The sequence below is a fragment of the Aporhodopirellula sallentina SM41 genome, assembly GCF_000346505.1.
GTDB lineage: Bacteria > Planctomycetota > Planctomycetia > Pirellulales > Pirellulaceae > Rhodopirellula > Rhodopirellula sallentina.
Window position 1 is genome coordinate 26944 of sequence record NZ_ANOH01000278.1, and the last position, 21393, is coordinate 48336.

Sequence of the window (21393 nt, forward strand, 5' to 3'; positions counted from 1 at the left end):
TAGGGGCGATCCGCTATCTTACGAACTCAATTCCTGCTTCCATTTGTCACATGGGTGAACCGTTTTTGCGCAGAGGCAAGTTGGTTCGGATCGATGTTGTCCGGATCGCAGCTAACCGGATCGCTGAAGTTTGTGTGCCAAGTGGCTGCGTCATCGTGTCGTGAATCGCGTTCTCGATTGTTGAAGGTATGAAACCGAAAGTTGCGTTGATCGTCGAAACGTCGAGTGTCTATGGCAGGGATCTCCTGTCAGGGATTGTGCGTTACATGCGCATGCACGATCAGTGGTCGGTTTTTCTAGAGCAGCGCGACCTGCAGTTGGAACCGCCGCAGTGGCTCGGCAGTTGGCGGGGCGACGGGATCATCAGCCGTGTGACGACTCCGACGTTCATTGAGGCAATCAAGCAGACGGGGGTTCCGCTGGTCGAACTTACCGATCGCTTCGGCGCGTCGCAGTTTCCTGGCGTTCGATCGGACGATGCCGAGATCGGACGGACGGCGGCGAAGCACATGATCGAACGAGGTTTTCGTAACTTCGCTTTCTGCGGTTTTTCCGGCGAGGCGTGGTCGCAGCGGCGACAGGACGCTTTCGTCGAAGCAACCCGCGAGCATTCGTCCAACGATTGTGCGATTTATCATTCGCCCTGGACCGGGCCGGCGGCGCGGACTTGGGAAGAGGAGCAACAACATCTTGTCGACTGGCTCAAAGAGATTACTCCGCCGGTCGCCATCATGGCGTGCAACGACCTGCGCGGCATGCACCTGATCGATGCGTGTTCCCGAGTGGACCTGGCGGTGCCCGAAGAGGCCGCGGTGATCGGTGTTGATAACGACGAGATGCTTTGCCGGGTCTGCTCGCCGACATTGTCGAGTGTGATTCCGAACGCGGAGTTGGTCGGTTTTCGTGCCGCCGAGTTGTTGGCTCGGTTGATGAAAGGCGAAACGCTCGACGCTCCGCTCGAACCAATTCCGCCGCTGGGAATCGCCGCTCGTCAGTCCACTGATGTGGTCGCAATTGATGACAGCAACATCGCCGCGGCGTTGCGCTACATGCGGGAGAACGCATGCCGTGGAGTGACCGTCGATGAAGTGATTGATAACACGGCGATTTCGCGAAGCACGCTCGAGCGTCAAGTTCGCAAGTATCTCGGACGAACGCCACAGGAGGAGATTCGCCACGTCCAAATCAAACGTGTTCGCGAGTTGTTGCAGACCACCGATCTACCCGCCGATCGGATTGCCGCCCTCTGCGGGTTCGCGCATCCGGAATACATGCATGTGGTGTTCAAACGGGTGATGGGGGTCACGCCCGGTGAGTTCCGGCGGCGGGCTGAACTATAGTGTGGTCGCCGGTCGCATCTGCTGCACTGTGACGCAACGCCGCGGTGCCGCGTACCGCGATATCAGAGACGTGATTGTGGTATGATTTGTCACGCCGATCGCAGTGCTGGTCACCCTCGATTCGTGGCGGTCCGTCGTTGAGCAGGTCCGCGTTAGGATTCAACAACGTGATGAAACTTCCGTCTTTCCCTTCGCTTTATTTCACCCTCGCAATACTTCTGATGACTGCTCCTGAATCTGTTGCCGTTTCCGCGGAAGAAGCCTCTCAATCGGCTCGCCTCTACAAACTCACCAACAAGAACGCGATGGAGGTTGTCGTCACCAATTATGGCGCGATCATCACGTCGATTTTGACGCCCGACCGTGACGGCAAGATCGGTGACGTCGCACTCGGACATCGGAATGCGGTGGAGTACATCGAGGCGGAGGAAAAGCCCTATCTCGGTGCTCTCGTCGGTCGGGTCGGAAATCGCATCGCCAAAGGTGTCTTTTCGCTCGGCGGGAAGGAGTACTCACTCGCTATCAACAACGGCGAGAATCATTTGCATGGCGGAGAGGTCGGCTTTGACAAGGTTCTTTGGAAAGTAGAATCCGCAGATACCCAGTCCATTCGGATGTCGTATCTGTCCAAGCACCTCGAAGAGGGCTATCCTGGAAACCTGAACGTCACGGTCACCTACACTCTTACCGACGAAAACTCACTCATCGTCGATTATGTTGCGACCACTGATCAGGCGACGCCGGTCAACCTGACTCAGCATACGTATTTCAACCTTGCGGGCGAGGGCACCGGCAACGTTCTCGATCATGAGGTGATGCTCAACGCTGATCGCTTCACCCCGATTGATGAACGGCTGATCCCCACCGGTGAATTGCGTGCGGTCGCCGACTCACCTTTCGATTTCACTTCACCCAAAACGATCGGACGCGACATCAACGCAGACGATGAACAGCTCAAACGCGCCAACGGGTTTGACCACAACTGGGTTCTGAACAAAGGTGTCGATGCGACCGAGTTGACTCTCGCGGCCGTTGTCTATGAACCAACCACCGGTCGTTTGCTCACGGTCAGCACAACCGAGCCCGGAGTTCAGTTTTACACGGGCAATTTCCTCTCCGGAAAACTGATTGGAAAAACGGGCAAGGCCTATGCCCATCGTGGCGGATTCTGTTTGGAGACTCAGCATTTTCCCGACAGCCCCAACCAACCCAGCTTTCCTTCGACAGTTTTGAAGCCGGGTGACACCTACCAATCGCAAACCGTGTTCGCGTTTTCGGCGAGGTAGCCGAGGTCGGATCGGCTGCTTGCCTTCGTACGACTCTCTCCGCCGGTGATCCGGTGGGGAGTTTTTTATGCGCCGACGACGGTGATGGTGACCGATTGTGTAGGCGATCGAATCGGCATGGTGTTTGCGATGCACTGCTAATGCCCGTTGTGGGTTATGCCGCGTCGGTCGTGACGCGTGAAGCCATCGCCAACCAATTAGGAATTCGATATGTACCGTTCTGTTCTCACTCTTGTCACCATGGCCGTTGCCATGACCGTCTGTCCGGCCGCTCGCGCCGAGGAAGGTACCGACTCGGTCATGGAAAAACTGCAGGGCGTGTGGAACGTCACGCGTGGTGTTAGCCAAGGCGAGGATATCCCGAAGAAGGATCTCAAGGGAACGAAGATGAAAATCGAGGACAATGTCATCGTGACCTACGACGCAGACGAGAACGAGAAGTACCGTGCGAGTTTCTCGATTAATTCCAGCGTTCAGCCGATCGCGATCGACATGGAAACGAAAACGAAGGGGATGCCACCGATGAAATCGCTAGGGATCGTGAAGCTGAGCGAAGGCAACGGACTGAAACTTTGTTACGCCCTTCCGGGAGTCGATCGTCCTGCCAAGTTTCAATCGAAGGAAGGCGAGATGACCATGTTGTTCATGGCCAAGAAAGAGTCGGCAACGAAATCGAAATGATTGATGGTCATTAACCGTGCACGCTCTTGGGAGATAGATTGATGTCGAACGAATGCTTAGTTGCTGAATTTTCAAACGCGGAGTCTTTGGGCCTCGCGCTCGAGGTGTTGGAGAAAGCCGGATACGGTCGTGATCAGGTGTCGATTGTTTCGACGCCTGATCAAGTGGAACGCTACGTACCGCACGATGGTGGCAGCAATGCCGATGCACCGCCGGCCGAAAAGACGACCGGGGCGTCGACGCTCGCAGGCGGTGCGATTGGCGCTATCCTTGGGGCGGGAACCATGATCGGTCCGCTGCTAGTGGCCGGACCGATCGTTGGGATGGCGGTTGGCGCGGCCGGTGGTGGGCTGTTGTCCGCAGTGGGCTCGCTCAGCATCAGCAAAGACGCCGCGTCGCGGTATGAACGAAACGTCGCCACCGGTGCGTCGCTCATCGTCGTGATAGATGACTCGATCAAGCTGAACGACGCTGAACGTGGGCTGAAAACATGCGACCCGGTGAGCCTCGAACGTTACGACGTGAAGCGAGATTGAGAGCTAGTCCGAAAGCTTCGGTGAGCAATCCCGTCGCTGGATTCGTCAGTATTCAAACCACCGAAGTCTGGCGACATCGGCTTTTTCGCCGTGTAAAAACGTTCTGGCGTTGATGACGGCAGTCGTGATTTCCGGGCTGCGTTTAGCAGTCGTTTGCGCGGGCTCGCTCGACGAGGTAACGCAGCGACGGAGAAATGCCGCTGGCCTCTTGGATGTCGGATTGTAGACTCATGTAAACCGGTTCGACGGGACGTTGCGACAGCACGCATCCGACGACCTCATGTAGCACGGTTTTGTTGAGAGGTTTGAGAACCAAGGTCGTTCCGCCGAAGTCTTGCACAACATCCGCGACTTGCTCATCGAGCAAGCTTGTGACTACGATCGCAGGCATGTTTTGATATCGGGGATTCTCGCCTGAACGCATGTTGTTCAGGAGTTCCAGACCGCTCATGCCCGGCATCTCAATGTCGGTGATCAGTAGGTCGCAGTCGTCTTCCTGGATACTCTCCCAAGCGGCTAGGCCATCCGACTCACAGGAAGTCACCAGCCCAAACTCTTGCAGCCATCGATTGAGGACTTCTCGAGAGCTACGGACATCGTCAGCGATCACGCATCGACGGCCTTCAAAAACTGGTTGCATACAAAGTTCTAACGTTGCGAAAACTGGACGGTTCGGCCACCGAGTTTTGGTGGCGAGGTGCGTTTGCCATGGGAACGCACACCGCGTACCCAATAGAGCTCGGGATTTTACCCGCCTTAGAGGGTTTGGGTAGGGAGTCTTGTTCGGCGTTCTGGTTAAATTTACATGTGCGAGTGGATAGTTTTTCTACAAGTATTTTCTCGACGACCTTGACCGCCTCTCGACTGATCGGTGATCGACCAAAGTCGGGCAGGCGTGGTTTATCCGCGAACAGAAGTAATCAAATTCCCCGGGCTGTACACCGATTGAGGTCGACCGGGCCTACCGAGAATTAATTGATTGTGAGCGGTGATTCCTTAGGCTCCTTGCTTCGTCGTGCCATTAATGCTGGGCACGTCCGTCGAGCAAGTTGACATCTGTTAACCGTCGCCAATCCGATGTTTCGAACCGTCCGAAAAGGCGATAACCAGTTGGCCGGAATTCGTTCGCTTTGGCGTGAGAACCTAGCTACGCGTTCTCAAAGAGGGGCCGGTAAATCGCGTTTTTCGAACCGGACAATTGCGACCAGGTAGAGGATCGCCCCCATGATCAGAAGAAGCCCAGGGTAGGAAAGAGGTGGGTATGTCCCGTCGCCCATTGGCGTCGTCAAGTTCCACGGCGACCACAAGTCTCCGTCGCGAACGAGCCCCGTCATCTTCTGAGGTCGATAGCAGTTGAAGAACGACATCGACTGCAACCAAGAGAGCGACTCGGCGGCTTTGCCAAGGCCGAACATCACCAGTTGGATCACGTACACGGTCATCACGCCGCCGATCGTGCGCCAGCGATAACGATCGAAGCTGCTAAAGCAAGAACTCATCCCGAGCAGGAAGAATCCGAACGCGAAGAGATGGAACACCGCGGCGGTGTAGGTCAGCGGATTCACCCGTTCGCTCATTCCAAAAGAGATCTCGGTGGGAGCGTCGTTGGTCAGCGGCAATTCGAATCCGAGAAAGGGGACTCGCATCGACGGTGGGGGAATGGTTTCGGTCAGCGTGGTCGTCTCGATTCCAACCGTCATTCCTGCCCATAGCAAAACGCACAGCGTGATCAGTCCAGCGATGCTGACGGTGGCGTGCGATAGGATGAATCGTGTGCGGCTGATCGGTTGGCTTAAGAGCATTTCCAGCGTGCCGCGTCCGAGTTCACCACTGACGACATCGCTGCCGCGGGCAACGCACCAGATCACGGTGCAAAGGATCACGATCGGTTCGTCGAAGGTCATTCCGACCCGTCCGGTATACGTAAACAGCGCGTCGAAAGAAACCGGCGCGAACTTCTCGTAGTCGCGGAACTGTTCGATGATTGTTTGGAACTTTCCCATGTCGAGCAGTTTGACGACCCAAACCCTTACCCATCCGAACGCGAACAACGCGACGGCGAGGAAGGCGAACAGTAACGATGCTTGGCCGATGTTTTTGCGAATCATCATTCGGTCGACACCGATGTCTCTTAGTCGGATCATGATGCGGCTCCGCTGGCTTGACGCGAGACTTCCGTGGTGCGAGACCACTTCGGATCGTTGCTGTCTTTGCCCAGGTGCACCGAGTGGTACACGGAATGAAGACCGAGTGGTTCGATGCGCATGTGTTCGAGGTTAAGTGATGCGATCCAGTTCAGCGTAGGTGCTAAATCGCCTGCGGTATCGATGCAAACGTTGCGGCCGTGAGGTCCGGACGGCCCGATGCGAAATTGCTCGATCCGGTTCCGCAGGTCGTCGGGCACTTGGCTGAGTCGGTCTTCTGTTTCAGTGGTCGGCGAGCCTTCTTCAGGTAGCCACGCCGTTAGCCGATGACGTTGGAATAGATCTTCCATGACCAGTTTTTTCGCGAGTTCACCCTTTCGGAGGAACGCGACACGGTCGCAGGTTTGCTCGATCTCTGACAGAACGTGAGATGAGAACATCACCGTTCGACCGGCATCTCGTTCCGCCAGCACGAGTTGCAGGACTTCGCCGCGAACGGTCGGGTCGAGGTTTGCGGTGGGCTCGTCGAGAATCAGCAACGGCGTCCGTGGTCCAAACACGACAGCCAACGCGAGTTTCTGCCGCATGCCGGTCGACATGAACGCGACGCGACGAGAGAGATCGAGTTCCAACCGCTCGGCAACGTCGAGGCTGCGTTCCAAATTTCCCTGTGGGTGCATTTGCGAGAAAAAACGCAGCACCCCGCTGCCTCGCATGTGACGCGGTAGCCTCGCATCGCCAGGCAAATAGGCGACACGTGATCGCACCGCGACGGAGTCTTGTTCGGGATCGAAACCCACGACTTCGCACGAGCCAGACGTGACGTGCAGGTAACCCAGCAGCAAACGGATCAACGTCGTTTTGCCGGCTCCGTTGGGACCGAGCAATCCAAAAATTTCGCCTTTGTGGACCTCAAGGCTGCAATCTCGCAACGCTGTGAAATCGCCGTAGCTCTTCGTCAAACGGTGCGTCGTGACGATGGGCGTCGGTACGGAAGGATCGAGGGATGATTCCACGAGGCGTGATTAATGTGAAGAGCGCGAGAAGGTATGTGAACAATCGTTTGCGAGAATTCTTGAAAGGGGCAAACGTGTTGTATCGTCCGTGTCTTTATTGAAGTCTGTCAATGCTTTGTTCGTGTCGGCGACTGTTTGCCGCGTCCGCGTGGGCAGCGTGGCAACAGTGAATGTAGACGAGAAACGATTGAGACGCTCGACCGGGGAAGTTTACGGGAGGCTGTGCTAACGACGGATTGCTCAATTTGCAGCGGTCGCTTGGGAAACGAACTGGATCGACAGCGGTTATCAAGACGCGACGAATGCAGAGACAGCGAGCGGACGAGTCAACTTTCCAAATGCTCTAGCAGCACCAGCGGCGTATTGTGTCTTCGTAAAAACGAATGCCGGTTTCGAGTTGTTCGATTTCGATAAACTCGTCGGTCGTGTGAGCCTGTGAGATGCTGCCCGGGCCGCAAACGACTCTGTGCTGAAGCTGGCCGAAGGCACACGCGTCGGTTGCATAGCAGACCGCTTCGGGGGAGTTGGGGCCGATGTAGGTGGATGCCAGTTCGCAGAATTCTCGGATGAACGGAGCCTCCGCGTCGGTGTGCATCGGATCGCCGCCGGAGTAGAGGGTGAACGTCAGTCCGAGTTCGTCGGCGCGTCGTTTGACTTGTTCGATGATGTCTTTCCCGTCAACGCCGGGCATGGTTCGCATGCTCGCCCAAGCGTTGCTGTGATCGGGAACGATGTTAACCGTCTTCATCCCGTCGCTGACGCCAAAGTTCCACGTTAAGGTCGGTGGATCGAACGCGTCGTTTCGCAGTGCCTCGTCCGTAAGGCAGCGGTTGTGAATTTCTAGGAGCGTTTGCAGCATCGGTACCATTGCCACATTTGCGTTGACGCCCATGTCCGTACTGCTGTGTGCGGCGTGGCCTTGCGATCGGATTTGCATCCCGCAGATGCCTTTGTGTGCATGGATCACGTGCAACATCGTCGGTTCGCCGATGATGCTCACCGGATCGGCGGCGACGAGTTCTGTGTACGCGTTTGAGTTCTCGGTCAAAAAGCGAGCGCCTTCGAACCCGACTTCTTCGTCCGCGGTGCATGCGATCCACAGCGGCAGTTTTTGCTCTTCATGGGGCGTTTTCCTGGCCGCGTCGAGGAACGCAACGAGTGAGCCCTTCATGTCGCAGGCACCGCGGCCATAAACCCGTCCGTCGAGAACGATCGCACTGAACGGGTCACCGCCCGGACCGGTCCAGCGGTCTGCGGTCACAGTGTCGGTATGGCAAAAGTAAGCTAGGCCACCGGGAGCGTTCTTTGGCGATGTTTCCTCGTCGCTCGCAGAAGACGACTGCGTCTCGTCCAGCTTCGGATGCGAAGAGAGTGGACGGCGACACGCGAGCAGATTGCATTTGAGCACCCCGCGAGCATCCATGTACGTTGTGCGTTCGACCTCGAAGTTCAATTCCTCGAGCAAGGATGAAACGTAATCCGAGATCGGTTCGTTTGAATTCTTGCTGACGGAATCGAACGAGATCAGCCGGGTCAGATTGTCTAGGGCGTTTAACATAACCTTTTGTTTATCATCTCGCCCCCGTGCCGGATAGATCCGCGATGGCGCGTCCGCCGCAGTAACTCGGTCAACGCGGTTTTGATGAGCCTTGCGTGCTCACCATTTGAATCCCGCGATCGCGGGCGCAACGAAACGCCTGAATCCCGTGAGAGATTCAGGCGTTTGAAGTAGAGAAGCCGAGCAGTGTCTACGCGGCAAAGCGGATCGGTTCGTTAGCCAGCAAATTTGTCAGCGAGCTGACGCGATTATTAACGGGCTGACGCGGAGCGACTCGATTGGCCGTTGGACCTGGAGTTGCTCGTGAATCCACGTTTGTTTTTGTTGCCCGAGCGACCACGGGACTGACCGGAGCCGGAGCGTTGGTTTTGCGAGCGTCCGGAGCTGGGGCGTCCGCCACCTGAACGTCCGCCGCCGGATCCACCTCGGCCACCACGTTGTTTCGGTTTACCGCTGGGGGCTTCGAATTGTTCTTCGGGGTTTTCGACTTGGATCTTCTGGCCGATCAGGCTTTCGATCGCGCGAAGTTCATCACGTTCGTCTCCGGTGCAGAAGGAGATCGCAATGCCGTCTTGGCCGGCTCGTCCGGTTCGTCCGATCCGGTGCACGTAGCTCTCCGGTTCGACAGGCATGTCGTAATTGACGACGTGCGAAACGCCATCGATGTCGATTCCGCGGGCGGCGACATCCGTTGCGACGAGCACTTTGATTTTGTCGTTTCGAAACGCGTGCAGTGCTTTTTGTCGCGCGTTTTGCGTTTTGTTACCGTGAATCGCGACGGCTTGGATCCCGCTCTTGTCGAGTTTCCGCACCAACGCGTTTGCACCGTGTTTTGTTCGTGTGAAAACGATCGAACGGGTAACGTTCTTGCCGGTGAGCAGGCTGGTCAGCGTTGAGACCTTGTTGTCACGTCGCACGATGCGCAAACGTTGTTCGATCAGTTCCACGCTCTTCTTCTTCGGCGTGACGTTGATCGAGATCGGGTTGAACAGGAGCGATCCGGCGAGTTCGCGAATTTTCGGAGCGAGCGTTGCCGAGAAGAACATGGATTGCCGTTGCGACGGAAGGGCCGCGATGATCTTTTTCAACGCAGGCAGGAAGCCCATGTCGAGCATCCGGTCGGCTTCGTCGAGAACGAAAATTTCCACGTCACGCAGATCGATGTGGCCTTGGTCCATCAGGTCGATCAAACGCCCCGGTGTTGCGATCAGGACGTCAACGCCGCGGCGAAGCGAGTTGACTTGACCGTTCTGTCCGACACCGCCGTAAACGAGTGCGGAATGGAATTTCATGTGCTTGCCGTAACTGCGGAAGCTGTCACCGATTTGAATGGCGAGTTCACGCGTTGGGGCGAGGACGAGGGTGGTCGGTCGGTTGGGACGGGCACGTGGTTTTTCGTGGCCGAGGTAGTCGAGGATGGGTAGCGCGAATGCTGCGGTTTTACCGGTCCCGGTTTGGGCACATCCGAGGACGTCTTGACCGGCGATTGCCGGCGGAATCGCTTTGGCTTGAATCGGGGTCGGGGTGACGTAGTCGAGTTCGGCGAGGGCGCGTTGAAGTGGAGCGTACAGGTCGATGGATTCGAATTTTTTCAAAAGTCTGCTTTGAATTGAATTGTTTGGGCCTCTGGGTAGGTTGCACAGAATTTGCCGAGCGGTTTCGCACGTTTTGCGAAGGTCCGTTTAGAACGGTTCCGGTGCAATCCTTTTTCCAGGGGGCGTGTCGAAACGAATCGCGGATAACAATCCAACAACGATTCGGCGAAACGCGGTGGCCATGAGGAGTGAGCTGGTTTGGAAAATCCGAGGTGGATCTTCCAGGGACTTCGGACTAACAAGAAGAGTTCCGAGGTCGTTTGCTTTCGTAAATACGATCGCGTTTGGGAGCAGCTTTCCAGGATGGGTCAACGGGACCGCACAGGTTGGCAGCGGTGGGTGAAACGATGTGCACCCGGGACGAGTGGCTGAAACCCTAGCTCAGCAGCATTGTCTCGTCGGTCGATCAAACGTCGGCTGGCTTTGCCGCGTTTCTTGTTGCCGATCGACCAGCAACATTATCCCGCCAATCCGTTTGGCGGGTTTCTTCTACAGCGAACTCTACACCGGAGGGTGTCCAGAGCCAAGCCCAAAGGTTGAGATTCGATGATGTTCACGTCGTTTCGGTGCGCGTCGTGCCGAGGGGACCGGTCCTGCGGCACGCTCGTTCCCCTACCGGAGCGGGTGCATTACACTAGCGTGCTAGACGAAGAAGATGTGTGCATTGCACGTTTTTTTCTTTAACACTTTCCCACCTAACCTCCCACGCTTCTTTCGGGAACACGTCTGACCTCCGCTGTCCCCGCGTTGCTGTACGCAGCGACGCTCGATCGGCCAAGATCGGAACAGACGTTGTTTTTGATGGAACGCCCAGGTTTGACTGTAGAAGATCTCATCAGCCATGTGGCATTTCCTCTGCACCGCTGTCTTCACGTTCCAAATGATTGGTGTGTGGCGACGCTCTCGGATCGCGACACGCGAACAGGCACAGCGGTTTATCATGCATGAGGCTTTGACGGGCTCGCCGTTCGCGGGACCGGCAATTGCTCGGCCGCCATTGGCGAGACCGGTTGTTACGGGCTCGACATGTTCCGTCCGATACCCCACGCATGACCGAATTGACGATTTAACGCAAACCATGGGCTTATGGAAGCGGATCCAAAGCCACCATGAATCCAGAAATCGCAACGACGATTCTCTATTGTCTGTTTTTCTTCTTCCTAGGCGTTGCCGCCGTATTGGGGATTGCGCAGCGTCATGCTGCGCGCCGCGCGGCGCGATTGCAGGAGGAGGCCGACTCGATCCTTTCGGTTGCCCGCCGTGAGGCCGAGAACGAGTCCGCACAGATCGTTCTCGATGCCCGTGAAAAGGCGCTCGCTATCAAAGCGGAAACAGAACGCGATCTCGCCGCACTGAAAGAACAGGAACTCCAACGCGATCGGAAACTCGATGCCCGGGAAGACCAGCTAACCGCAAACCAAGAGGCGTTGCGGAAAGCCCAACGTGGCCTCGAGAGCAGCCAGAATCGACTCGCCGCGCAGATGCGGACGCTCACCGAACAGCGTGGCGAACTCGACCGTCTGGTTCAGGAGAATCAGCGTTCGCTCGAACAGGTCAGTGGCATGACCCGCGAAGACGCTGCTGCCAAACTGATCGACTCCGTTCACGCGGATTTGGAACACGAGATCGGCACCGCCGTTTTGAAACAACGTCGCGAGTTGACCAAACGCGTCGACGAGCAAGCACGCGAAATGCTGTTGACCGCGATGCAGCGGTACTCGTCTGCGCACACCGCCGACACTACCACCAGCACCGTTGGCGTTCCGACCGATGACATGAAGGGGCGGATCATCGGTCGGGAAGGACGCAACATCCGCGCGTTCGAAAAGGCGACCGGCGTCGACCTGATCATCGACGACACGCCCGGCGTGGTGGTTGTCAGTGGGTTCGATCCCGTTCGACGCGAAGTCGCCCGGATGGCTCTGGAGAAGTTGATCGCCGACGGCCGGATCCATCCTTCGAAGATCGAAGAAATCGTCGAACAGACCAATCAAGAGATCAAAGACTTTATCATCAAAAAGGGTGTCGAAGCGGTCAACGAAGTCAATGTCTCGGGGCTCCATGATCGCGTGATCGAAATGCTCGGGCGACTGCACTTTCGAACGTCTTACAGTCAGAACGTGCTGCGGCACAGCGTCGAGGTGGCGTTCCTGTCGGGGATGATGGCGGAGATGATCGGGTTGGACGGTGACCTCGCCCGACGCGCCGGTTTGTTGCACGACATTGGCAAAGCAGCCGATCACGAACTCGAAGGCGGGCACCCGAAGATTGGTGGCGATTTGTTGCAGCGTCATAAGGAGGGAGAAGAAGTCGTTCACGCCGCTCGCGGACACCATGACGAAATCGTCACCGAACGCCCCTACACGATGCTCGTGGCGACCGCGGATGCCTGCAGTGCGAGTCGTCCGGGGGCTCGACGTGAATCGCTCGAACGTTACGTCAAACGCATGGAAGAACTCGAGGCGATCGCGCATCGGTTTGACGGTGTGCAGCAAGCGTACGCGATCTCGGCCGGACGTGAACTCCGTGTGATCGTCGGCAGCGGGCAGATCAGCGACGAACGTGCGGCCGCGATTTGTCGCGACATCGCACAGTGCTTCGAAAAGGAACTGACCTATCCGGGTGAAATCAAAGTCACCGTCGTTCGCGAATCCCGCTTTACCAGCACGGCGAAATAGTCGGCTGGGAATCGTATCGGTAGGTCACAATAGTTGAGCGGGGAACAGTAGGTGGCTGTGAACGCGGTGTTGAAACGCGGTGTGGGTGAGGATAGTTGCGTTTTCGTGGCGAGGCTTTAAGTTGGTCATGCTGGAGAATCTTTCGTTTTCCGGCTTCTCCCACCTCCACCCTCCGTCCTCAACGCTCCTCCTTCCCATCCCTGCTTGGCTGCTGCCTCCCTCCTTCACCAAGGCGTTCCTCCATGCTTCGAAGTTGTCTGACAACCGTTCTGTTCGTGCTGTGCCTCAATCTCGGGTGTCGATCCCGTGAGTCGACGACCGAGAACGACACACCGACTCAAAGTCCTGACGTCGCGGAAACCGCACCGGCGAAACGCCCTGATGACTCCCCCGAAGCGGTTGCCGCGATCGAGGAAGCCGGTTTCTCTGTCGTCAAAGACAGCGACGGCTATGTGATCGAGATCAGCGGCGGGAACGAGAACGTCGAAACCGTGCTCTCGCACCTCGGCGGCGTTCCCAATGTTCAGTTGCTCGCCTTGATCGGTCCTGCGGTCAGTGACGCGGGGATCGAAAATTTGACCAAACTGACGAAACTGAAACGTCTCGACCTCACCGGTTCGGCGATCACGGACGCGGCGCTGGAACCGATCGGCAAACTGAGCAAGCTCGAGTTTCTCGGTTTGCGGCGTACCGGAGTGACGGACGAAGGTATGAAAGCGTTGTCGGATTTGGACCGTCTGCGGGCGATCGATCTTAGGAACACCAACATTAGTGATGCGGGCATGCAGCCGATCACCGAGCTGGACTCGCTCGTTGACCTGCAGTTGGAAAAGTCGAAGGTCACTGACGAGGGATTGGTGCAACTCGCGCCGATGAAACTCAAGTCGTTGAATTTTAATTACTGCACCACCGTCAGCAACAAAACCATGGCGGTGCTCGGCCAGATGCCGACATTGGAATCGTTGCAGGGAGATTACTCCAAAGTCAACGATGCGGGTTTGGAAGAGTTAAAGTCATTGACCAATCTGAAGCGTTTGCGCTTGCGTGGGTGCGACGTTACCGGTGACGGGATCGAACACATTCGTGGGAACACCAAACTCGCTCGGGTTGAGTTGCGAGATTCGTCGCTCGACCGAAGGGGGCTGGAGATTCTTTCGCAAATGCCAACGATCACGTTCTTTGACATGAGTGAATGTCGTTTGGCAAAGCCGGAGGATATCGCGTTGGTCGGAAAGTTGACCGGGCTGACTTACCTCGGGCTTTGGGAGACGGCAACGAACGATGAAACCGTATTGGCGTTTTCTTCGCTGACCGAATTGAAGGAATTGAACTTGAAATCGGCGTCGGTGGGAGATGACTCATTGCCAACGCTGCTAAAATTGAAAAAGCTCGAACGTTTGAACGTTGCCGGGACTCAGTTCACTGACGATGGCTTTGAGCAACTCGGGCAATTGCCGAATTTGAAGTACCTCAATGTTGCCAACACCAGCATTGGGTTTGACGTGATCGATGAACTCGTGGAAGCCCATGAAGGGCTCGAAGTAGTGGATTTCGAAAATTGAACGCAACCAAAACTATGAAATCACGGCGTCCTGGCCAGACGGATCTTTCATTGGACGTCCACTGGGATTATGTCAACCGTGTCGAAGGTGAGTGTGTGCTCACCGTGCTCAGTGAACAGTTGCACTGGATCTGTGAGCTAGGCAGTTGTTTGTCGTCCGAACTGGTCGATCGGGTTCACGCACCCTATCAATGGACGGTTCGTCAGGTCGTCGAACACTGCGTCGATGCGGAGCGGATCTTTGGCGATCGGATGCTGCGGATTGCTGCCGGCGACAAGACCGACCTGCCGGCGTGGGATGAAAATGCCTATGCCGATGCGCGATTCGGGCTGGGGAACATCGGGCATTTGATCAGCGAATTTGGTTACCTGCGACAGGCCAACCTGGTTTTGCTGGGGCGATTGGTGCCCTCGGCATGGGATCAGGTCGGGGCCGTCGATTCGCACCCGGTCACCCCACGCGGGATCGCTTGGTTGGCGGCCGCTCACCTGCAGCATCATTTCGAGATTATCGAACGTCGTTGCGAGATCATGCCGCAGCGAAAGCCGATGTCGTAGTTTGCGGTCTGTGCAGGCTATCGGAGTAGCGCTGCTGGCTATCGCAGTGGCGCTGGTGTCTATCGGAGCGGCGCTGGCCCCATGTGGGTTCGCGGACGGTAGGTTATGCTGGTGAGCCTGATCTCGTCTCCCGTCGGCTCGTGGATGTCGGCGTTTCCAGGGCCGTCCCTTCTGTGCCGCGACCGCGATGAATACTCCCCGACGCACCAACTCCGCCGAAGCATCCGCCGCTGTGCTTCGTCGCCGGATGGTGCAGCGTCCCGAGCATGCGGGATTTCGGCAGCGGATGTATGACATCATTTTCGAAGCCGATTGTTCGGCGGGGCGTGCGTTTGATGTTGGTTTGTTGATCGCGATTATCGCCAGCATCACATTGGTCTCGCTCGAAACGCTCCCGGCGTATCGTGGCATGGACGCGACCGTGATCGAAGGTGAGGCTGCGGCGCGGGCGATGCCCGATGACGCGAACATTCCGTTTTGGTTGATCGCCGGTGAGTGGTTCCTGACGATTCTCTTCACCATCGAATACGTCGCCCGACTCTCGTGCGTGCGGCATCCGATGCGATACGCGACGAGTTTTTGGGGCGTGGTGGATCTGCTCAGCATCCTGCCGAGTTATCTGGTTTTCTTCTTCGCGTCGGCCCGTTCGTTCGCAATCCTCCGCAGCATTCGTTTGCTGCGTGTGTTCCGGGTGCTGAAATTGTGGCGGATGATGAGCCAGGCGGATGAGCTCGCCGATGCGGTCTGGCACAGTCGAGACAAAATTGTCGTATTCCTATCGGTCGTGTTGGTCGCCGTTACGATCAGTGGCACGTTGATGTACCACATCGAGACGGTGTTAACCGAGAATGAAATCGAAAGCGATTTCACCTCCATCCCGCAGGCGATGTATTGGGCGATCGTGACGATGACCACGGTCGGTTATGGGGACATCGTGCCTCACACGACGATCGGGAAAATCATTTCGGCGATCTTGATCCTGTTGGGGTACAGTCTGATCATTGTCCCGACGGGTTTCGTCAGTGCGGAATTGTCGAGCCGGAATGTGGGCCCCGAGCACGATCTCCACCCCTGTCCGAATTGCGGGGTATCGCGACATCGCCGGGATGCGGACTATTGTTATCGTTGTGGTGCCCATTTAGAAAACCATTCGCCCGATGAGGCGTAATTGAAAGATTGATCGGAACGCTGATTTCGGCACCCGGGCGGGGTTCGAATAGAATGACGTGGTCCGGTATCCGTTTGCCTGAACCCTTTTCCCCTATTGGCTCGTTTATCGGGCTCATTGATCTATGCCGATTGCAGTGAAATGCGGCTGTGGTAAGCAGCTCAACGTAAAAGACGAACTCGCCGGGAAGGCCATCAAATGTCCCGGGTGCGGGAAGGTCATCCGGGTCGGTGCCGCCGGTGGCGCACGTCCCGCGGCGAAATCGCCCGCCGCAGCCAAACCTGCTGCCGCAAAACCAGCCCAGGCCAGACCTGCCGCGTCCCGCCCAGCTTCGTCCGGGCCCTCTGCGAGTCCAGTTGCCCCGGCCGCGAACCCGATGGGCGTTGCTGCGTCGCAATCGACGATGGATGATCTGTTCGCCGAAGAAGGTCTCGATCGTGAGGTCCATGCCTACTGCCCGTCGTGCAACAATGAGTTGAAGCCGGGCGCGGTGCTCTGCACCAACTGCGGGTTCAACATCAGTACCGGTGAAGTGCTCGACGGACACAAGGTCGTCGGCGTCGACATCGACAAGGGAACGATGGCTCTCAACAAAGCCGAACGTGACATCGCGGCCGCCAAGAAAGCTCAGGCGGACCTGATCGGCAAGGCGGGGATGCCTCCGTGGATGCTGGCTTTGGTGTTGTTCATTTTGGGCAGTGCGGTCAGCATCGCGGTCCTCGCGGTGAACGCGTCGCGGCGCGAGGAAGCGATCGCGTTTAATCCAATGCAGATGTTCATGAACCTCGGCGGGGCCGCGTTTTTGCTGGTGTCGATCGGAGCTCTGCTGAGTTTGGTCGCACTCGCGTTTCGCACCGATCGCACACAAGGGCTGCTTTCGCTGACGATTATCTATCTGTTTGTTTTCCCGTTTCGATACGGAAAAGGCAGTTGGAAGATCCTCGCGGTGGCGTTGGTTTGCGGCGGGATCGCGGGAGCGTTCTTCGCCGGTGCGTCGAGCATGTAGCCGGGCTGGCTTCAGGGTGTTTTACCGGTGAGTTCGTCGTGTATGCCAGCTCGATTTTCGGGGCGTGGATCTTGTTAACGATCCTCATGCAGCAGGATCTTTGACAAGACCCACTACCATCCACCCGGGAACCATGCTGCGTCGGAATACTATCGTGGGCCGACGAAATCGAATGAGTATCGCAGTGACCGGGAATCGCCGGAGGCATTCTTTCGATCGTGATCCTGCCGATCGCTGGGGCGAAGGCTTCGATATCCGCCGCGATCGATAATTCGGCCAGGTGGAGCCGGTTTGCCGGGGAGTTGAACGACACAAAAATCGTCGCTCCAGGCAGCGCCGAGTTCGCCGGGTTCGTCCACGACGCCGTTTCGATTGTCGTCCCATGATGCCCATCCGGGCTGTCCGTCCTCGCCCGGCGTGATCCAAACAGGCAACGAAGCGTCCCAAATTTCGATGCCGGTTTCTCGCAGTGTCACATTTTTCTGAGAGGCCGCGGAGTCGGTGTTCTGGCTAGACGACGGTTCGGACGTGTCTCGTTTTTCCTGGGACGATGCAAACGATATCCGCCACGGGACGTTTCCGTCGTGAAGCGGGCTGTCGGAGAAGGAGCCATCGGAAGAATTGTTTTTGCCGCGGACCTCGAGGCTGGCTGCTGTCGCGGCAACGTCGGCTTGGCTGCACGTGTCGGGGACGCCGGACGCCAGCCAGACGCCGCGCCAAAGTGCCAGCAAGGCGATCGCGAAATTGGTGGCGGGAAAGACTTTCATAGCGAACGATTCGAGGGGGTGTTTAGCAGATGTGTTAGCGCTGCGAGCCGACTGCGTCAAATCCACCTGTTTTCGAGCAGGTGTGCTGAAAGAAAGATTGTGTAGAATACGACGCACTGAATCGATAGCATCCTATCGTTTGGCTTTTCGAAACTCTTATCGCGATCGCATCGTAGATTCTATGGCATCGGTTACCGAAATCTTGCAGTCTAGCCAGAAAGGCGATGTGAAGAAGACGGACCAGCTATTTACGGTGCTCTACGACGATCTGCACAGGATGGCCGGTCGGTTTTTGCGGTCGGAACCTCAGCGGCAGAAGCTCAGCAGCTCGTCACTTGTTCACCAAGCGTACGTGCGAATGGTCGATCAAGACGAGGTGGACTGGCAGGGCAAAACGCATTTCTTTGCGATCGGGGCGACGGTGATGCGTCGCATTTTGGTCGATCACGCGCGTCACACGCGGGCTCAGAAACGCGGCGGCGGGTGGCTACGGAGGCAACTCGATGATGAAGTCACCTTCGTTCTCGACCGTGATGAAGACGTGGTCGCGTTGGACGAACTACTCAATACACTCGCCGAATTAAGCCCGCGTCAGGCGAGGATCGTCGAATACCGTTTCTTCGGAGGTTTGGCGATGAAAGAGATCGCCAACGAGCTCAATCTCGGCCTTCGCACCGTCGAAAAGGATTGGGCCATGGCTCGTGCCTGGATGCGACGGGAACTCCGCGATCCCGATCAAGAGTAAGGTGCGTCGTGGACGCAAAACGATATCAACAGATCCAAGATCTTTTTTGGGCGGCGGAAGAATTGCCGCGCGAGGATCGGGACGATTTTCTCGCTCGCAACGCGGGCGATGATCAAGGGTTGATCGACGAAGTGCGGTCGTTGCTGCGTGAGCACGACCCCAATGCGGCGCAGATCGAAGGCCGTTCTGCCAAACCGGTGCGGCTGCCGGGGGCGACCAAGATCGGGCACGCGTCGATGGCGGACGACGACTCGGATCGTTACCCCGGTGGCTCAAACGATGCCGACGGAGAGTCTGCGACGGGGGCCGAACTAGCCGATCGCGATCGTCCGGACTTGCGAAAAACCGTGCCGATGGAACGGTCGACACCTAAACGCAATTGGGGAGGCGGGCAAACACCGAAGACCAATTCGCCTTCGAAGTCAGGCAAAGCGTCGACGACGAAGAAGGGCCAGAAGGGCGGTTCGAGGCGAGACGCAAATCAACGAACGGTCAGCGGCGCCCAGCGAACTCACGCGGCACCGCGACACCCGGTTTCACGTCGGCGAAGACGTGGTCGTGGGCCGGACAGCGGTGGCCGATCCACACAGTCCCTGCCCACTTCCGTCGGTCCTTCTCAACGACGGTTCACGTGGTTGCCGTTGTGGATCGCGATCACGTTGGCTGGACTGATCCCCATTTGGATCGCGGCATGGGTGATGGGGAACAACTACATCGAGAGTCGGCAAGTTGCAAACGAGCGATTGTTGGGATCGGTGCTCGAGCAGACGCGACTTCGATTCGAATCGATCATCGATCACGACCAACATCGCAGCGAACGTATTGCTCGACAGGCCAGCGATGGGGCGATTCTGGTCGATGAAACGAACCCGTACGGAGATTCCTCCAACGCTCAAACGACGTTGGACGCGTTCCTTGCCAAACAGTCACCGACGGCCCGCGATGAATGGACGTTTGTCGTTTGGGATCAAAAGTTCCGCGTGGTAGCGATGGCGTCCGCTCGCGACCTTCGACCCGAAGCGATGACGGCCCGCTATGCAGGATTGGTCGCACGGTGTCTCGAGCATCGGCCTGTTTTTGTCGGCCCCTCGAGTCGTCCACATCTGGGCGACGAGACCTCACGCGACATGATCGCAGACCACGGCAACGGATGGATGTTCCCCGTGACTGCTCCGTCGGATCCGACTCGGGTGTTGGGGGCTGTGATGATCACGAAGATGTCGTTGTGGCCGGTGGTCAACGAAGCGTTCGATCAAATTGCCGGCGAGGCTGGCACGGACGTCTATCTCGTGGATCGTCATGGCATCATGCAAACCAACAGCCCCACGGCGGAATCGTTGCGGAGTCGGCAGGGAGAGAACGCGAGTGGTTCGGCGTTCCGTGTGGCCGAGTTTACCGCCGGCGATACCTCTCTTGAGTCGGCCAACCGCGTGTCCCCTTTAACAGTCGCCGCTGCTTCGGTCAGCACGAATCGCGGGAACGTGATCCATTCGGTGGCGTATCCGAGCTACCACGGGGGCGACGTCTCCGGTGCATGGCGTTGGTTGCCTTCTTACGGGCTCGGGGTGATTGCGGAGGTGCCAGTCCACCAATACGCCTCCGCTTTTTCGCCTTCGTTGTTTTGGGCGTCGCTGGCGAGTTTGCTGGTGTTCGGATTGGCGTCCGGTGTGACGTGGTGGCATCAGGAAACCTTGTCAACGATTCGAGACGCTCGGCAACCACTCGGTCGCTACGAAATCGACCGCGAAATCGGTAGCGGCGGGATGGGGGTGGTCTATCGCGCCCGTCACAAGGAACTCGGACGTGACATCGCGTTGAAAGTTCTCCGAGGCGACCGGCAAGACGAAGACGACCGACAACGGTTCGATCGAGAGGCGCGTTTAGCGTCTTCATTGTCCTGCCCTCACAGCGTTACCGTGTTTGATTTTGGTTACACGGAGGATGACGCTGCGTTCTGCGTGATGGAGTTGCTGCACGGTTTGACGTTGGCGGAGATTGTCGCGCGGGGCGGTGCCCAGTCGCCGGGCCGCGTCGTGTGGATCATGCAGCAAATCTGCCAATCGATGCTCGAAGCCCACGGCAAGGGACTCATGCACCGCGATTTGAAACCGCAAAACGTGATGCTCCGTTTCGACAGCGTTGTCGGGGATTGGGCGACGGTATTTGATTTCGGTTTGGCCAAACCGATCGAACCGGATCAGGACGTCTTTCAAACGGCAGAAACGATTTGGGCGGGAACGCCGATGTACATGGCGCCGGAACGTTTTCGCGATCCTTCCTCGATGGACCCGCGCAGCGACATTTATTCGATCGGCTGCATTGCGTATTACCTGCTCGCCGGGAATCCGCCGTTTGCCGAATGTGATCCCGAGTCCATGTTCGCGTTAATCATGAGCGAACATCCGATCGGCATCTCCACGCACCGAGACGAACCGATCGATCCGCGGCTGGATCGCTGGGTCAGCGACTGCATGCGGAAGGACAAAGGCTCGCGAGCAGAGAGCATCCCCGAGTTGATCCGCGAACTGCAGCGATTGTCCAGTGACATGCCGTGGACCCGCAGCGATGCCGAGCAATGGTGGGCGACTCACGCGAAGGAAATGATCAACGAATCTTAACGACAGATTCTCAGCGACATCGACAGATCACAACGAAGAACCGGACAGAAAGACGAACCGAACTGAAAACCTGGCCGCGACCGCCGCCCGATCGGAGGATCGGTTTTCGGGTTTCAGGAATCCCTCTCGTGGGCAG

17 protein-coding genes are annotated in these 21393 nt (G+C 57.3%); 11 read left to right on the forward strand and 6 right to left on the reverse strand.

The genetic code is table 11. The features are described 5' to 3' along the window. The first annotated feature begins 188 nt into the window (after window positions 1–188). The 4 genes from RSSM_RS18855 (at window position 189) to RSSM_RS18870 (ending at window position 3843) form a co-directional block, all read left to right on the forward strand. Complete coding sequence (locus RSSM_RS18855) at window positions 189–1340, forward strand: AraC family transcriptional regulator (RefSeq protein WP_008682277.1); 1152 nt, start codon at window positions 189–191, stop codon at window positions 1338–1340. Between the two features lie 221 nt (window positions 1341–1561). After that, window positions 1562–2626, forward strand: coding sequence for an aldose epimerase family protein (locus RSSM_RS18860; protein ID WP_008682279.1), 1065 nt, complete (start codon window positions 1562–1564; stop codon window positions 2624–2626). A gap of 210 nt (window positions 2627–2836) precedes the next feature. Further along, a complete protein-coding gene (locus RSSM_RS18865; protein ID WP_144059943.1) occupies window positions 2837–3307 on the forward strand; it encodes a TIGR03067 domain-containing protein in 471 nt (156 codons plus the stop codon). A 41-nt stretch (window positions 3308–3348) separates the two neighbouring features. Further along, entirely contained in the window at window positions 3349–3843 is a 495-nt protein-coding gene (locus RSSM_RS18870) for a DUF1269 domain-containing protein (protein WP_008682283.1), read from the forward strand. A 142-nt stretch (window positions 3844–3985) separates the two neighbouring features. On the opposite strand, the gene RSSM_RS18875 is transcribed toward RSSM_RS18870, so the two are convergent. From RSSM_RS18875 to RSSM_RS18895, 5 genes are all read right to left on the reverse strand, one after another. Then, on the reverse strand, window positions 3986–4483 hold the full coding sequence (locus RSSM_RS18875; protein ID WP_008682286.1) for a response regulator: 498 nt from the start codon (window positions 4481–4483) through the stop codon (window positions 3986–3988). A gap of 517 nt (window positions 4484–5000) precedes the next feature. After that, entirely contained in the window at window positions 5001–5984 is a 984-nt protein-coding gene (locus tag RSSM_RS18880; protein ID WP_085980011.1) for an ABC transporter permease subunit, read from the reverse strand. Next, window positions 5984–7003: an ABC transporter ATP-binding protein gene (locus RSSM_RS18885; protein WP_008682290.1), complete on the reverse strand. Its 1020-nt coding sequence runs from the start codon at window positions 7001–7003 to the stop codon at window positions 5984–5986. The genes RSSM_RS18880 and RSSM_RS18885 overlap by 1 nt, the downstream gene beginning before the upstream one ends. A 343-nt stretch (window positions 7004–7346) precedes the next feature. After that, a complete protein-coding gene (locus RSSM_RS18890) occupies window positions 7347–8561 on the reverse strand; it encodes a M20 family metallopeptidase (RefSeq protein ID WP_008682293.1) in 1215 nt (404 codons plus the stop codon). A 251-nt stretch (window positions 8562–8812) separates the two neighbouring features. Further along, on the reverse strand, window positions 8813–10156 hold the full coding sequence (locus RSSM_RS18895) for a DEAD/DEAH box helicase (RefSeq protein ID WP_008682294.1): 1344 nt from the start codon (window positions 10154–10156) through the stop codon (window positions 8813–8815). 1109 nt (window positions 10157–11265) lie between these two features. Between RSSM_RS18895 and rny the strand changes: the two genes are divergently transcribed. The 5 genes from rny (at window position 11266) to RSSM_RS18925 (ending at window position 17127) form a co-directional block, all read left to right on the forward strand. Beyond that, window positions 11266–12834, forward strand: coding sequence for a ribonuclease Y (rny, locus tag RSSM_RS18905; RefSeq protein ID WP_008682299.1), 1569 nt, complete (start codon window positions 11266–11268; stop codon window positions 12832–12834). Between the two features lie 242 nt (window positions 12835–13076). Next, window positions 13077–14396, forward strand: a complete 1320-nt coding sequence (locus tag RSSM_RS18910) for a leucine-rich repeat domain-containing protein (RefSeq protein WP_008682301.1) — start codon at window positions 13077–13079, stop codon at window positions 14394–14396. A 14-nt stretch (window positions 14397–14410) separates the two neighbouring features. Then, on the forward strand, window positions 14411–14953 hold the full coding sequence (locus RSSM_RS18915) for a DinB family protein (RefSeq protein WP_008682303.1): 543 nt from the start codon (window positions 14411–14413) through the stop codon (window positions 14951–14953). A gap of 187 nt (window positions 14954–15140) precedes the next feature. Then, complete coding sequence (locus tag RSSM_RS18920) at window positions 15141–16121, forward strand: ion transporter (protein WP_008682305.1); 981 nt, start codon at window positions 15141–15143, stop codon at window positions 16119–16121. 124 nt (window positions 16122–16245) lie between these two features. Then, on the forward strand, window positions 16246–17127 hold the full coding sequence (locus tag RSSM_RS18925; protein WP_044303008.1) for a zinc ribbon domain-containing protein: 882 nt from the start codon (window positions 16246–16248) through the stop codon (window positions 17125–17127). 149 nt (window positions 17128–17276) lie between these two features. On the opposite strand, the gene RSSM_RS18930 is transcribed toward RSSM_RS18925, so the two are convergent. Beyond that, complete coding sequence (locus tag RSSM_RS18930) at window positions 17277–17894, reverse strand: hypothetical protein (RefSeq protein WP_008682308.1); 618 nt, start codon at window positions 17892–17894, stop codon at window positions 17277–17279. Window positions 17895–18075: 181 nt separating this feature from the next. Between RSSM_RS18930 and RSSM_RS18935 the strand changes: the two genes are divergently transcribed. Together RSSM_RS18935 and RSSM_RS18940 are read left to right on the forward strand one after the other, a co-directional pair. Then, entirely contained in the window at window positions 18076–18639 is a 564-nt protein-coding gene (locus RSSM_RS18935) for a sigma-70 family RNA polymerase sigma factor (RefSeq protein ID WP_008682310.1), read from the forward strand. An 8-nt stretch (window positions 18640–18647) separates the two neighbouring features. Further along, on the forward strand, window positions 18648–21257 hold the full coding sequence (locus tag RSSM_RS18940; RefSeq protein WP_008682312.1) for a serine/threonine-protein kinase: 2610 nt from the start codon (window positions 18648–18650) through the stop codon (window positions 21255–21257). The last annotated feature ends 136 nt before the right edge of the window (window positions 21258–21393 follow it).

Coding starts and splice junctions, on each gene's coding strand:
- RSSM_RS18915 (WP_008682303.1), top strand. CDS start 14,411: ATGAAATCACGGCGTCCTGGCCAGACGGATCTTTCATTGGACGTCCAC.
- RSSM_RS18935 (WP_008682310.1), top strand. CDS start 18,076: ATGGCATCGGTTACCGAAATCTTGCAGTCTAGCCAGAAAGGCGATGTG.
- rny (WP_008682299.1), top strand. CDS start 11,266: ATGAATCCAGAAATCGCAACGACGATTCTCTATTGTCTGTTTTTCTTC.
- RSSM_RS18860 (WP_008682279.1), top strand. CDS start 1,562: ATGACTGCTCCTGAATCTGTTGCCGTTTCCGCGGAAGAAGCCTCTCAA.
- RSSM_RS18910 (WP_008682301.1), top strand. CDS start 13,077: ATGCTTCGAAGTTGTCTGACAACCGTTCTGTTCGTGCTGTGCCTCAAT.
- RSSM_RS18855 (WP_008682277.1), top strand. CDS start 189: ATGAAACCGAAAGTTGCGTTGATCGTCGAAACGTCGAGTGTCTATGGC.
- RSSM_RS18890 (WP_008682293.1), bottom strand. CDS start 8,561: ATGTTAAACGCCCTAGACAATCTGACCCGGCTGATCTCGTTCGATTCC.
- RSSM_RS18870 (WP_008682283.1), top strand. CDS start 3,349: ATGTCGAACGAATGCTTAGTTGCTGAATTTTCAAACGCGGAGTCTTTG.
- RSSM_RS18920 (WP_008682305.1), top strand. CDS start 15,141: ATGAATACTCCCCGACGCACCAACTCCGCCGAAGCATCCGCCGCTGTG.
- RSSM_RS18875 (WP_008682286.1), bottom strand. CDS start 4,483: ATGCAACCAGTTTTTGAAGGCCGTCGATGCGTGATCGCTGACGATGTC.
- RSSM_RS18930 (WP_008682308.1), bottom strand. CDS start 17,894: ATGAAAGTCTTTCCCGCCACCAATTTCGCGATCGCCTTGCTGGCACTT.
- RSSM_RS18925 (WP_044303008.1), top strand. CDS start 16,246: ATGCCGATTGCAGTGAAATGCGGCTGTGGTAAGCAGCTCAACGTAAAA.
- RSSM_RS18865 (WP_144059943.1), top strand. CDS start 2,837: ATGTACCGTTCTGTTCTCACTCTTGTCACCATGGCCGTTGCCATGACC.